The 13,002-nt window shown below is 50.7% G+C and carries 12 protein-coding genes; 5 read left to right on the forward strand and 7 right to left on the reverse strand.

Annotation, left to right across the window (positions count from 1 at the left end; all coding sequences use genetic code 11):
* The first annotated feature begins 36 nt into the window (after positions 1 to 36).
* Positions 37 to 480 (forward strand): hypothetical protein, encoded by a 444-nt coding sequence (locus IEX02_RS06610; RefSeq protein ID WP_188692119.1) that lies wholly within the window; start codon positions 37 to 39, stop codon positions 478 to 480.
* Here the strand turns inward: IEX02_RS06610 and IEX02_RS06615 are convergent, their stop codons facing one another.
* From IEX02_RS06615 to IEX02_RS06630, 4 genes are all read right to left on the reverse strand, one after another.
* Entirely contained in the window at positions 481 to 1,689 is a 1,209-nt protein-coding gene (locus IEX02_RS06615; RefSeq protein ID WP_188692120.1) for a methyl-accepting chemotaxis protein, read from the reverse strand. It lies immediately after the preceding gene.
* A gap of 113 nt (positions 1,690 to 1,802) precedes the next feature.
* On the reverse strand, positions 1,803 to 2,585 hold the full coding sequence (locus tag IEX02_RS06620; protein ID WP_229702123.1) for a YggN family protein: 783 nt from the start codon (positions 2,583 to 2,585) through the stop codon (positions 1,803 to 1,805).
* A 117-nt stretch (positions 2,586 to 2,702) separates the two neighbouring features.
* Positions 2,703 to 3,185 carry a PAS domain-containing protein gene (locus IEX02_RS06625; protein WP_188692127.1) on the reverse strand — a complete coding sequence of 161 codons (483 nt, stop codon included), beginning with the start codon at positions 3,183 to 3,185 and terminating at the stop codon, positions 2,703 to 2,705.
* 2 nt (positions 3,186 to 3,187) lie between these two features.
* Positions 3,188 to 4,183 carry a response regulator gene (locus tag IEX02_RS06630; protein ID WP_188692128.1) on the reverse strand — a complete coding sequence of 332 codons (996 nt, stop codon included), beginning with the start codon at positions 4,181 to 4,183 and terminating at the stop codon, positions 3,188 to 3,190.
* A 328-nt stretch (positions 4,184 to 4,511) separates the two neighbouring features.
* Between IEX02_RS06630 and IEX02_RS06635 the strand changes: the two genes are divergently transcribed.
* On the forward strand, positions 4,512 to 4,877 hold the full coding sequence (locus IEX02_RS06635; RefSeq protein WP_188692131.1) for a hypothetical protein: 366 nt from the start codon (positions 4,512 to 4,514) through the stop codon (positions 4,875 to 4,877).
* A complete protein-coding gene (locus IEX02_RS06640; RefSeq protein WP_188692133.1) occupies positions 4,867 to 6,054 on the forward strand; it encodes a response regulator in 1,188 nt (395 codons plus the stop codon). The genes IEX02_RS06635 and IEX02_RS06640 overlap by 11 nt, the downstream gene beginning before the upstream one ends.
* A 322-nt stretch (positions 6,055 to 6,376) precedes the next feature.
* Here the strand turns inward: IEX02_RS06640 and IEX02_RS06645 are convergent, their stop codons facing one another.
* The 3 genes from IEX02_RS06645 to IEX02_RS06655 all read right to left on the reverse strand — a co-directional run bounded on the left by IEX02_RS06645 (position 6,377) and on the right by IEX02_RS06655 (position 8,644).
* Positions 6,377 to 6,706, reverse strand: coding sequence for a hypothetical protein (locus tag IEX02_RS06645; protein ID WP_188692136.1), 330 nt, complete (start codon positions 6,704 to 6,706; stop codon positions 6,377 to 6,379).
* Positions 6,707 to 6,856: 150 nt separating this feature from the next.
* Positions 6,857 to 7,942: an MbnH family di-heme enzyme gene (locus tag IEX02_RS06650; RefSeq protein WP_373284964.1), complete on the reverse strand. Its 1,086-nt coding sequence runs from the start codon at positions 7,940 to 7,942 to the stop codon at positions 6,857 to 6,859.
* The gene (locus IEX02_RS06655) at positions 7,943 to 8,644 is read right to left on the reverse strand and encodes an MbnP family copper-binding protein (protein WP_188692139.1); all 702 of its coding nucleotides are present in this window, start codon (positions 8,642 to 8,644) and stop codon (positions 7,943 to 7,945) included.
* Positions 8,645 to 8,808: 164 nt separating this feature from the next.
* On the opposite strand from IEX02_RS06655, the gene IEX02_RS06660 reads away from it, so the two are divergent.
* On the forward strand, positions 8,809 to 11,490 hold the full coding sequence (locus IEX02_RS06660) for a choice-of-anchor B family protein (RefSeq protein WP_188692142.1): 2,682 nt from the start codon (positions 8,809 to 8,811) through the stop codon (positions 11,488 to 11,490).
* A gap of 41 nt (positions 11,491 to 11,531) precedes the next feature.
* Complete coding sequence (locus tag IEX02_RS06665; RefSeq protein WP_188692144.1) at positions 11,532 to 12,944, forward strand: YdgA family protein; 1,413 nt, start codon at positions 11,532 to 11,534, stop codon at positions 12,942 to 12,944.
* The last annotated feature ends 58 nt before the right edge of the window (positions 12,945 to 13,002 follow it).

Consider the following 13,002-nt stretch of genomic DNA (forward strand, 5'->3'; position numbering starts at 1 on the left):
TCGTCGGGCCAGATGCGCCGCTGTTCGGAGAACACTATGCCGTCCCTTATGCTACTTACTCGCTTTATGCTGGCCTGGTTGGTTTGCTTTACGCTGGCCAGTCTGGCCCACAGTCAATTCGTGCTGTCGGGGCTAAGCGAACAAGGTATTCACATTACGCTGTCACAAAGATGGCAAATGAGCCTGAGTGACTGGTGGGGGTTATTACCCACCTATGGCGTCGTGATTGCGGTGGGCTTGCTAATCGCCTTTGGCGTGGCGGCCTGGCTGGCGCGTCGTTTCACTGGCAAGCGGGTGATGTTGTATTCCCTGGCGGGCTTTGCGGCACTGCTTTGTATTCATCTGGCCATGCAGCCGTTGATGGATATCACCTTAATCGCTGGGGCCAGAGGCACACTGGGATTGCTTACTCAAGCCGCCACAGGGCTGATTGGCGGCTGGGTGTTTGCCATGAGGCTAAACCAGGCACAAAAGCCCTGATCAAACAAAACGCTGCAATTGCTTCTGGGTGGCTTCGGTTTCGACTTTCAATTCCTGAATTTCTTCTTCCACCTGCTGCATATCGTAACGAATTTCAGCCCCCAAAGTGGAGATGTTCGCCACCGACTCATGAGCCGCATCGTAGGTGCGGCGAAGCGCATGCACAGACTCTCCAATGGCTGCCAAACGCTCGGTATTCTGCTCAAGCTGCTCGACCATTTGACCAAACTGGTCATTGGTATGGGAGATATCGTTTTGCGCCTTATTTGCCACTTCGGTGAGCTTGGACGACTCTTGCTGGGTGTTTTTCACCAGCCCTTCCATCTGGGTGATAAAAGTGCTGATTTGACCTGTTGCTTCGTTTACTTTCACCGATAAAGTGCGCACTTCGTCCGCCACCACCGCAAACCCGCGCCCAGCTTCCCCAGCCCGCGCGGCTTCAATAGCGGCATTAAGGGCCAGCAAGTTGGTTTGATCGGAGAACTCCTGCACCATTTTCAGGATGTTACGAATATTCTCGGCATTTTCTTTCATGCCTCCGACTGTACTGTCGAATTCCTTTAACAGGCTGTCGATATCCCCAACGTCCTGTGACAATTGCACCAATTTCGTCATAGAAGATTGAGCCGCGCCCAGGTTATCTCGCGTCGCCTCGGCCACTTCATCGGTGCGCGTCACTATGGCTTGGATCTCGTCATTGACTTGCTTGCTGGAGGCAAAGATCTCGTCACTGATCTTATCCTGCCGCCTGGCATTGGCAGAGGCATTATTTACTTTCAGCAGTACCTGTTGGTTCTTACTGCTGGCGCCTGCAGCCTGACTGCCTATGCCTTTGAGCAGCTTAGACAGATTATCCACAAAGGCATTGTAGCCGTCTGACAACTGACGGAATTCATCGTGAGTAAAAGCTGGCAAGTGCCCAGACAAATCGCCCTGGCGGTGGTTAATTTCGTCGAGGTTTTTCACCATGGCCCGAACCGGACGTACAATCAGGTAATTCATGTAAAACAAGGTAAACAGAAATACCAGCACACTCATCACACCCAAAGCGATATGCAAAACGGACGATTTCGCCCAACTGGAGTCAGAAAACGCCAGCCATAACGCCAGTACCTGAAACAGATACAAAAACGTCAGATTGCCGATAATCTTGCGGCTGAGGGTAAAGAAGAAGGTCTTCTCTATAAAGTGATAGAGGTCGTGAAACATGTCCGCTCCTGAGTGCCCCTTTGGTGCTAACGTAAAATCCTAACCTAAAACATTTACAATAAACATGATAGATATCATGTTTTTACAGGATTTGTATCGTCTTGACCTACAGGTTACTTAAGCGGTTTTACTTGGCCGGTAATAATTAAATCGTAGGGAGCCAGCGCTGGTACGGTGCGGCGTAATTCTTCCTCAACGCCATCCAACCGCTTAATCTCATTGCAAAACCACTCGGCCTTAAGTCTGAGGCTGTTGGCCTGCGGGGCGATATGCTTTTCAATCTCTGCCCCCATGTTCTCAAGCTTAGCCGACAACATTTCCATGCGTTTTTCCAGATTCTCATCACCCTGCGCGGGCAAACCACCTATGGCCGACAAAATCCCGCCAACCGAAGTGGTCAGGGCTTCTTCGATCTGGCTTTCTAACTGATTGTCCATCAGCTCATCAACGTTTTCCAAACTGCGTGGACCGATATAATAATTGTCGCTGGCACGAATAAACTTGGTTTTCACCTTCTGCTTAACCCGCCACAGGGCTTTTTGCAAACGCTGGTAGCTTTCATGGTCACTGCCAACCAGGCCCACATACACATGATCAACCGCACCAATGGCTAGATCAACCCCTTCGCTGGCTAGCAACACCACTTTAGGCACCGCGTAATAGAGGCCGTCGGCCAGTTCCTGCAGTAACGCCTGTTGCTCCTCGGGCAATTCAATCCACTCGCCACGCACAATCAACTGGTTGCTCTGATTGATCTGATAAAGGGTGCGGGAAGAATTGATCACGCGGATATAACGGTCATTAACCGCTAAACCATATTGCAGATCTGCCTCACATTTAAACGCTGCCTGTACTGGTAGCCCCAGCAACCCAAGCAGCACAACACACCATTTCACGTTGTGGATCCTATTAACCATTACCCTGATTATTTTGCCTCGACAAACGCTATTGGCATAGGGTCAGCAGACCAGCAGGATAAAAAACGGGGTAATCGGCATCGCTGACGATCCGCTTCACACTCGCTCCTGCCACTCGCTGAGCGTTACCTGCGCCGATTCCAGTAGTTTCTTGCCGGCCGCTACATCGGTCACGTCATAAATCATCATACAAATATGATCAACGCGGCCTGTGGGGCTAGTCAGGGGAGACAAGGTGATGTTTTGATACATAAAGTCTTCGGTACCGGTTAGCGGCCGGTAGTTGGAAAAACGCAGCAGATAAGGGCGCTGCTCCCAGATGATAAAGGCCCGGTTTCTCAACTCAAACACCGGCCGGCTTTTATTGATAAACCACTTTTTATCAATTTCAGGAAACAGGTCGAAAAGGCAGCGCTCCCGCACCTGGCTGGGGAGCAGCCCGGAATGACTTTCCATAAACCCATTCCAAAGCTTCACCTTAAAGTCCCTGTCCAATACCACCAACCCAACATCAACGGTTTGCAGCATGTCCATCATCCAGTGAAACTCGCTCATGTCGCTCAGCATGCTCTGACTCATGGCTAATCCTCCAGCAGATGGGATAGTTTGTTATTCAGCACTTTGAGTGACTCTTCGGTTAGCAGCAGAATCAAGTCACACTGAACCTTGTACCCCTCTAACCCATAACTCAGCTCAATGGCCAGGGTACGTCGCCAGCGGGTACGATTGGTGTTGATGAGTTCAGTAATATTACGGTGCTGCCCTAGCACCACGGGATGCCCTTGACTGAAATGCATATCCAACTGATTCGCCAGCCCGTTCAGGCAGGTGCCAATCAGGATATTGGCTGCATCCATCAGCAGCTCCAGTTGCACTCGGTCATCCACCTCCTCTTTAATATCGAGGATTTTGGCCACATCGGTAAAGCTGGAATCACTTAAAATAAACAACGCTTCGCCACAGACTCCGGGCCCAACAAAACCCTGACAAATTCCGGATACCGTCTCTTTGTCCTCTATATCCTGCAGCATCATCAATAACTCAGATGCTTCTATCAGATTGACATTGGGAATAGGAAGTTTAACGAACACATTGAAAATGCGCGCCAAATGGTCGCCGGCCTGGCCCATGGCGATATTGGTAATTTCCTGATAACAGTCTCGAATAGCAGGCTCCAGCCTGTCCAGTTGCTTAACCGGCTGAGCAGCTTCTTTGACAAACAACTGATGTTTGACCAGCAAGCCACTGAGCACCTCTGGCTTAATGGGCTTTTCAATAAATTCCAGCGCCCCCAGGCGCTTTACCCGTTCATGGGCCTCAGGCTGAATATCACCGGAGATGACAATCACCGCGGTGTGCAACCCGGCCTGCTGGATATGCTCCAGAACCTGGTAACCATCCATCACCGGCATATTCAAATCCAGCAATAGTAATTGGCCCTTACCTTCATCCAGCGCAGTAACAGCTTCTTCACCATGACGGGCAAAATGCACGGCCACGTCCCAGTCTTGAGGAAGGCATTTGGCCACTTGCTTGCGCGCTACTTGTGAATCATCACAAATCAGTACAGAGAACATAGAAGAAAACCTGCAGATTCTGACGGAATACGACCCAGTCCAGGAACCGACACAACACAAAGCTTTGTGCTGAGTCTCAACTTATTGATAGCAAGATTCTGTTTAATTAACAAAGAATAATCTCAGCATCCTGCCCATATATGCGCCCTTAGCCCACCAAACGTTTAAAATACATACGAAAGGATAAGAAACCTAGCCAGTAAACTCATCCTTTGGATATTCACTCTACTTAAGTTGATTTTTTACCAATATCGCTGACACTTATTGGTTATCACCGGCAGGGGAACTGCCTGGGTTGCGATCCCAGGTGGGATGCATGGAGGCAAGCATGGTTATCAATTTATCCAAGCTATCCAGTCATGTTGGTAATGTAAGTGCCGCAGACAAGCTTGAACTGCTTATCAGGCTGTCCAACTCACTACAGCAACGTCATGATGAGATCATTAAGGCGGCAACAGAATTTGAGCTATCCCTACTCAATGCCCTGGCGCACAAACTGAAAACCCATGCCTTGTATTACGGTGCCATTGAGCTGCATCATATTTGCGCCGAAGCCGAACAGTTCACCTTGCAAGCGCAGCCCGGTACTTTTGAATTACAGCGCTGGGTAAAGCGCTTCTCTGCGCAAAGTATTGCCGTACAACAAGCCCTCATCGACGTTATTCAGCATTGGGATCATCAAGATGCCAGGTAGAAATAATGCACATTTGCTGTTGTACAGCACCAACAGGAAAGATGACGAGCTGCTGCTCAGCATTTTGAAACAATCTGAGCTGCGCTTTGAAGTGACCAACTCCAAACAACAGCTATTAAACAAGCTCAAGGACGGGATCAACAAGCTGATCCTGATTTCCACTCCGAGCCTGGTCAATTCGGTGCGCTTCTATTACGAATGCTTGCTGGATATTCCCGATGAAGAACTCTGTCGCCATGCCCTGGTGGTTACCTGCTCGCGTCATGAAGAGCGCCAGGCCTTTAATTACTATCAAAGTCGCGTCGTTGATGACTACTTGCTAACCCGGCCTTTATACGAGCTACATCGCCCCATAAGCGTGTGCTACGCGCAGTTGGAGCGGTTAGGTGTGAACTTACACAAGTCCATCCTGACCACAGAGTTAAATGGCGATTCACCGGCGGTGGCACACAACAGTCTGATTCGAGAAGGTGCAGAGCGCAAATTGAAGTTACGCGGTGAGTTTGAAACCCTGATCGCAGAGTTTGATCAAGCCATAGAACTAGCCGATGCGCATCTGAGTAAACAGGAGATCAGTGCCGACGATGTAAAACGCTTGCAAGGCCTGCTTAAACGCTTACACCAAAGCAGCTTTCGTCCAAGCTTGATAAGACTGCAGCATAAAACCCTGAACCTGCTGAATGCCCTGTTGGATAAGCTCACCCATCCCGATGACCCAGCCGACATAGAGAGCAATAGCGCGCCAGAAATTCAGCAGTTATCCGCTCAAACCATCCGGGATGAAGCTCAGGTTTGCCGAATCTTGTTAGTCGAAGACGATAATGTCAGCGCCATGATGAGCAGACGGCTGATTGAAGGTATGGGATTAAGTTTTGACTGGGCCTCTTCAGGCCGTCGGGCCCTGGCGTTGCTGCAGGCCAAACCCTTTGACTTAATTCTGATGGATATCAACCTACCAGACACTAACGGTCTACTGATTGCCGACCAATTACCGCATATGAACTGCATTAACAGCAGCACCGTCGTTGCCATACTTACCGGCATTAAACAAAAACATATGGTGCAAAGGGCGGCCAAAGTGGGGGCAAAGCACTACCTGATTAAACCATTGCAGCATGAAGTTCTGGCAAAGGTGTGCAGTCGTCATAACTTAAAAATACCGGATGAAACGCCATAAGAGGGAATCAAAGCTTAGAAGGAGGGGGCCAAAAAGGCCCCCAATCAGGGAAACAATACATATGTTTTAAAATATGTACAGGTTGGTTCACTACGCCAACAGGTGGAGTGTAACTAGGTTATATGACGAAATAAGTGGCTATGTGACGAAATGCCCGAATTGAAGGACAAAAACCAAAGAATATGAGATATCGGGCAAAATTCAGCCGTCAAAAATCGAGATTTGAGGAAATAAATCTACTTTTGTAGAAAATTCATACGGATATAGGGCAACAAAAAAGGGCCTTCTCGGGCCCTTTTTGAAACTTAGCAACAACACATGATCAGATGATGCTGTCCTGGTGGATACGGATAAAGAGTTCAGTCCCCACCTTGCTATAGTCAATTTTGTATTCTTTACCATTCAGTGTCTGGATAAACAGCAGAATTTTCTCTTCACCGAAAAAATCTCCCAGAGTCACATCCAACAACTCCATATCCATCAGTTTGGCGTCGCGTTTACTCTCAGGCACATTACCAGTGTATTCTTTGATGCCCTTGTGCGTGACCAAAATAGGCGGATTGTCATCGCCATTGAGAACCAGCAAGTCAAACTTGCGTAACTTGTGAATGATGGTATTACGACCACTCAGCAAATAAGGCTTTTCAGTCATGTTCGTCCTCGTAGCAACTGACGTTATTGTTATACTATGGGCTTGGTAATTGGCCAAAAGATATCAGAGTTTTCCTTGCTGCGCACCCCATAATTACCGCACTTTCGCTAGAAAAAACCGGGTATTAGCCTGGTGCCAGCTATACAACAATCATGGCTGGCCATGATCAGGATTATTCAGAAAGCCCTCATCGGTCAGACTGTGTAAAAACGCCAGTAGATCCTGTTTCTGCTCTTGGCTAAGCGAAAAGCCCTTAACAAACACACTTTTATGTGGATTTTGCCTCCCGCTGGTGCGCCCCCCCGCGGCGTACAAATCAATCACCTCTGACAAGGTTGCCACGCTGCCATCGTGCATATAAGGCGCAGAGCGCGCAACATTTCGCAGGGTCGGAGCGCGAAAAAGTCCCATGTCGGTGCTTCGTCCGGTCACCTCATACAACCCCTGGTCAGACTTAGGATAAGCGCCCTTGCCGTCTTCATTGTACAAACCTGTGTTGTGAAAAGGCTGTATTAACAAGGCTTGTTCGGCATGGCGACTCGATTGGCTGAAATTAAACCCACCGTGACAATGATGGCATTCCAACTGCTCGGAAAAAAACAGTGCCATCCCGCGCTTGGCAGACTCAGACAACGCATTGTCCTGCATCTGATAGGCATAGCGGTCGAACGGACTATCAAAAGACACCAGGCTGCGTACAAAGCTGGCCAGCGCGTTGATAATACGCACAAAGGTCACCTCAGCATCGCCAAAAGCCGCCTTGAACAAAGGCGCATAGTCTTGGCCGGCAAATCGTGCCAATACCTCTTCATCATGGCTGTTCAGGCCCAGTTCGACGGGATGCTCACCAAACAAGGGGATCAACAGTTGCTGTTCTAAACGCGTTAGTTTGGGGTTCGCCCAGGTCAGGTTAGACAGATAGGCAACATTGACCAAAGCCGGGCTGTTACGTCGGTGTAATTGGCCGGTACTGCCCACCGCCACGGCGCTGGGCTGGGCAAAGGCAAAGGCCTGCTGATGACAACTGGCACAAGCCTGGCCCTGATTAGCTGACAACTTGGTGTCGTAAAACAAGGCGCGTCCCAATGCGACTTTGGCGTTGGACATTGGATTGTCGGCAGGTACATCAGGTACAGGGAAACCGGCTGGTAAGTTCCATTGATAAACTTGCTCGGCAGGAGAGCAGGCCCAAAGGGTCAGTAGCAGGGCCGGAATTAGCGCCGCTGCCGCCCGCACTTATATCCACTCAATAACGGCTTGCCGCAAATTCCCCAACAATTGCTCGCAAGTGGCACTTTCGTCCGGATGAAAAGTACAGCTGTTTTCCTGACCGACCCGAATACCTTCCAGCAACCGGTCAATATGAAACACCAGCGTTTGCGCCTTGCCTTTCGGGCGCTTGAGGTTAAACACCAGTAAATTAGGGTGTTCGCACGCTTCGGACGGTGCGCGCATGGCAGAATCGGCCTCACACCCCGTACTGCCGAGGTGGAATGCCCAACTGTCCGCCACCGACTTTAATTCAATACGGGCAAACTTATGGCCGCTTTGCCAGGTCCAGAACATGCTCGACAAATTGAGCGGCGAAGGCTGCGCTAAGGGGTTCTGGTGATTTTGTGCAAAAGGGATCCCCAGCACAACTTGCAGCTCAGAGACATCGTCTAAATCCACATCGCTATCAAAGATCACTTTGTGGTTACCTGCCATCTCTCCATCCTGCCAACACTCGCGCTGCTCGATAGATACCAGTACGGTCTCGCTGGTTTGCCATTTATTATTAACCAGAGGCAATGGATTACCGTCTTGGTCGCGCCAGTCGCTGAGGTAAAACTTCGAGTGCTCCAGATACCAGGGTGAGCCTTGTAAACTCAAGGCCGTGCCACAGGGCAGTGCCCTGCCGTCAAAGCGCAGTTCCACCTGGAGTTTGTGGGACGGCATAAAGTAGCCACACCCGGATAGCAAAAGAAGGCCACACAGCCAAAGCATAAAAAGCCCAGGGGAAGATTTTAAAGGCTGAAAAAATGCTGCTATGTTTGCCACAGGATTAAATGTCATATTGCTATTTTTATTAAGGTTTCATGATGCGGCTACGGCTTTTGCCTATGATGCTGGTTTCGGCGCTACTCAGTCAAGGCGCTTTGAGCCATAGTGAACACGATAAAGCCAGATTTGTGGCCGCAGATGGTCAGGATCTGGGCGTATGTGACAATCGGCTGCGCCCTTGCCGGACTATCGCCTACGCCGTCAGCCGCGCCAATAAAGGTGACAAGGTACTGGTGGCAACAGGACATTACAGTGCAGCGTCCGAACAAGAATTATTAGCGCTACTGGGTAATTTAGTGCCGGTTCTAGGCGGATACAGTCGTATCGACTTGTATCAAACCCAGGCGCCCGACAGCCATACCACCTTTGTGAGCGGCATTCCCCCCGAGTATTTACAACGCCTTTCCCAACAGGGCTTTATGCCGATACAAGACCGCCACACCGGCCCATCAGATGAATTTAAGCAAGGTTTGCATAAGGTGCAGGCGCTCAACCAACAACAATCAGCCCAGCTATGTGAAGATGGCCTGGCGGGCACTTTCAGCTGTCACAATATCGATCTGGTGGGTCACCTTCCGCTCAGCGCACTGAATAATCCCTCCTCGGCAAACGATATCTGGGGACATATTGATTTAAACACCGGTACAGAATACGCCCTGATTGGTTTATCTAATGGCGTAGCGGTGGTTAGCCTGGCCGATCCGGCTAACCCCGCTTTGGTTGGGCATATTGCCGGGCAATCCACATTGTGGCGGGATATCAAGGTGTACCAATACTTTGATCCCCAACTTGGCGTTTGGCAGGCTTATGCCTATGCCACCGCAGATGCCGTTTCTGAGGGCCTTAGCATTATTGACCTGAATCAGTTGCCCACTCAGGTAAGCCTGGTCAAGCGCCAGACACTGCATGGCGGCGCGCATAATCTGTATATCAGTAATGTGGACTATAGCCTGAATATTCCCCTTTCTGGGCACAAGCCGCTGGTCAATATCAGCGGTGCCGACAATCGCTTCGGTTCGCTGCATGGTTACAGTCTGGCCAACCCCACTAATCTTAGCCTGCATTACGCCAGCCCCGCAGCAGCGCGCACAGACTATAGCCATGACGCTGCTTCTCTTGTCATCAACGACCAAAGAGCGGCCAGTCAGTGTCAGCCCGATGCGTTAGGCTGCCTGATACTGCTGGACTTTAATGAACAAGAATTCAGGCTCTGGCAACAACACAATCAGCAAAGTGAACAGCTCAGCACCACTACTTATGCCGATGCTGAATACGTACACTCAGGGTGGTGGAGTGAAGATAAAGGCTACATTATGGTGCATGATGAGCTGGATGAGTCCAGGTTGGGCCTGAACACCACGTTGCGCATTTTTGAGATCAGCGATCTCAGTGCACCGCAGCTTGTCGGCACCTGGACAGGTCCCACCCAGGCTATTGACCATAATGGTTTTGTGCGCGGCAATCGCTACTATATGTCTAATTACGAACGCGGACTTACCGTACTGGATATCAGCGATCCTACTCAGCCTACCCAAGCTGGCTTTTTTGATACCTACCCTGCCAGCGACCAAACCACCTTCAATGGTGCCTGGGGCGTTTATCCTTTTTTGCCCAGTGGCCTGATTCTGGTCAGCGATATCAATAGCGGCCTGTATATCTTGCGAGACAATACCCGCCAAAGCCCGCTGGCCAGCATCAGCTTAAGCCAGGCCCGCATTAGCACCGAAGAAGGGAAGGACCTGCTCCTCGAGGTAACACCACAACGCACCGCCCCGGGCCTTATCGAGGTGGCTTACGAAACCTTGGCTGGCTCCGCCACCGCTGCTGACTTCGTTGAGACATCAGGACGTCTCAGTTGGTCAGGTGAAGAACAGAGCGCTCGCACTATTACCTTACAAATCCTATCGGACAGCCTGGACAATGAACCCACCGAAAGCTTTTTTGTGCGCTTATTCGACCCGCGCAACGGGGCCACCCTAGGGCAAACCAGCCTGAGCAGAATCGACATTGCCGGAAAAAAACCGCCCGGCGTGATTGCCTTTAGTCAAAGTGCCATCAGCCTGCGGGAAAACCAGCCCGCGTACACAGTACAGGTACAACGTATTGGCGGGCAAAGCGGCGAGCTTGCTGTGAGCTATCATTTGCTCAGCCAAACCGCCACAGTAGGTGAAGATATCCAAGCCGTGAACACTACCCTCACCTGGCCCGACGGCGATAAGCGCATCAGGGAAATCAGCCTGCAACCGCTAGACGACAGTCTCCATGAAGCCAGTGAAACACTGCAACTGGTTTTGCAAGCACAAGGGGACACAATACTGGGACAGCCCGCCAGTTTAACTATAACCTTGTTAGACGATGACAGTAATCAGGCCCCCGTTGTTAATGCGGGGGGCGATCGCCAGGTTAACACCCGCGCTCAAGTCAACCTGCGCGACGCCAGCGCGTCTGATGATCAGGACGGCCTCAGCTACACCTGGCAGCAAGTCAGCGGCCCAAACATAGCGCTTAGCAGCAATGGGGTGCTCACCGCCTTTGTTGCCCCGGCCACAGCCGGACAAGTTATCCTGCAACTAACCGCCACCGACATTTTTGGCCTTAGCAGCAGCGACCAAATCACTATTCAGGTAGTCGCCCCGGTCGCCAGCCCCCCAGCCGACAATGGCGGTGGCGGCGGCGCGACCTATTGGCTGCTTTTATACCTGGTTATCTGTTTGGTACTGGATAAGCGGCGCAGAATCTAGTAGGTTTCGCGTCCGCATTCGCTTCTCACCAAGGAATATCTGTGAAAAAAGGACTCATATTGAGTATGGCGGCCATTGCCGTTGCTGCCGCTGTCGTCTCCCCCTACTTTATTGGCCAGCACGTAGAACAAGTAGTGCAACAGCAGGTTGAACAACTCAATCAGCAAGCAGGTTACCGCGCCAGCATCACTGAATATCAGGGAAGCTGGTTCAAGTCATCGGCCACTATTGCCGTTCAGTTTGATATAGCACAGTTGGACCCGGCCGCCGCAGCAGATATGCCGGAGTTTCCCCCTCTCAGCATTAACCTGGCCATCAAACACGGGCCGGTGCTGTTTTCATCCCAGGGGCTGATAGGTCTGGCGGCCTGGCAGGCAGATATGGAAGCAGATAGTCTGCGCAAGCACTTAACCTGGGCTGAAGACCAACCCCTTTATCAGTTGACCGGCGTAACCAGCCTGTTCGGTAGCCATAGCTTCAGCGACGAAATCCCTGCCCTGCGCTTTCAGGAAAGACAGCATAGCCATATTCAATTCAGCGGTTACCAAGGTGGTGGTGAGATCACCAGCAACCGGATTTATTACCAAGGTCATGCCAATAATCTGGTCGGCGAAGAAAACGGTGAAAACCGCCTGACGCTGAAGGATTTGCGCATTGAAATGGACGCCGATGTCAGCGTGAGCGCCATGATGGAAGGTGGCTTCTATGACAGCCAAACCCGCCTAGTCTTAGACCAGTTGGCCATCAACGTACCGGGCACCGACATTGGCGAAGTGGATGCCAAGGGCCTGGCCATTGAAGTGCAAACCACACGTAACGCTGATAAAGCCACCGGCGATATGCATATCGCGTATCTGGCCAAGGAACTGAAAGTGGCCGGATACCAAAGTAGCGATTTGGCACTTGAGGTACAAATGCAAAACCTCAACGAAGGCGTCATGATGGAGTACCAGAAGCTGGCCCGCTCTGGCGACATGGCCGATCCTCAGGCCATGATGGAGTTTGTTGAAGATAACCTGCCCTTCGCACTGGAAGACAGCCCGGCGCTGAATTTATCCAAACTTAGCGGCACTCTGCCCATGGGTAAGTTTAGCGGTTATATCAATAGCCAGATAAAAGTCGAAAACGTAGACGATATGTTTGACGGCGAGTGGATGCGCAGCGATTTTTGGCTAAACAATCTGCTAGTGGATGCCGAGCTGACAGCCGACAAAGAGGTCTTGTTATTTGTGGCCAAGCAACAAATGCTCGGCCAGATGCAACAGGCTATTGATTTTGGCCGGTTAGACAAAGAACAGGCAGAACAAATCGCTGAGGAGCAAGCCCCTATGATGCTGGAAATGATTCAGCAACAAGGGATTTTGGTGGAAACCGAGCAAGGCTACCAAAGCAACTTCAGCCTTAAAGAAGGTGAAGCACTGCTAAATGGCGAGCCTATGCCGCTGCCCCTGTAATCCAAGGCTATCACTAGCAGGGTTAGCAGCCCTGTTAGTGATATCAGCCAGCCCAAGT

This window comes from Bowmanella pacifica, from assembly GCF_014645355.1.
Taxonomy (GTDB): Bacteria; Pseudomonadota; Gammaproteobacteria; order Enterobacterales; family Alteromonadaceae; genus Bowmanella; species Bowmanella pacifica.

Excerpts from the sequence above, each read along its gene's own strand:
- IEX02_RS06610 (WP_188692119.1), top strand. The coding sequence starts at position 37 with ATGCCGTCCCTTATGCTACTTACTCGCTTTATGCTGGCCTGGTTGGTT.
- IEX02_RS06615 (WP_188692120.1), bottom strand. The coding sequence starts at position 1,689 with ATGTTTCACGACCTCTATCACTTTATAGAGAAGACCTTCTTCTTTACC.
- IEX02_RS06625 (WP_188692127.1), bottom strand. The coding sequence starts at position 3,185 with ATGAGTCAGAGCATGCTGAGCGACATGAGCGAGTTTCACTGGATGATG.
- IEX02_RS06630 (WP_188692128.1), bottom strand. The coding sequence starts at position 4,183 with ATGTTCTCTGTACTGATTTGTGATGATTCACAAGTAGCGCGCAAGCAA.
- IEX02_RS06635 (WP_188692131.1), top strand. The coding sequence starts at position 4,512 with ATGGTTATCAATTTATCCAAGCTATCCAGTCATGTTGGTAATGTAAGT.
- IEX02_RS06640 (WP_188692133.1), top strand. The coding sequence starts at position 4,867 with ATGCCAGGTAGAAATAATGCACATTTGCTGTTGTACAGCACCAACAGG.
- IEX02_RS06645 (WP_188692136.1), bottom strand. The coding sequence starts at position 6,706 with ATGACTGAAAAGCCTTATTTGCTGAGTGGTCGTAATACCATCATTCAC.
- IEX02_RS06655 (WP_188692139.1), bottom strand. The coding sequence starts at position 8,644 with ATGCCGTCCCACAAACTCCAGGTGGAACTGCGCTTTGACGGCAGGGCA.
- IEX02_RS06660 (WP_188692142.1), top strand. The coding sequence starts at position 8,809 with ATGATGCTGGTTTCGGCGCTACTCAGTCAAGGCGCTTTGAGCCATAGT.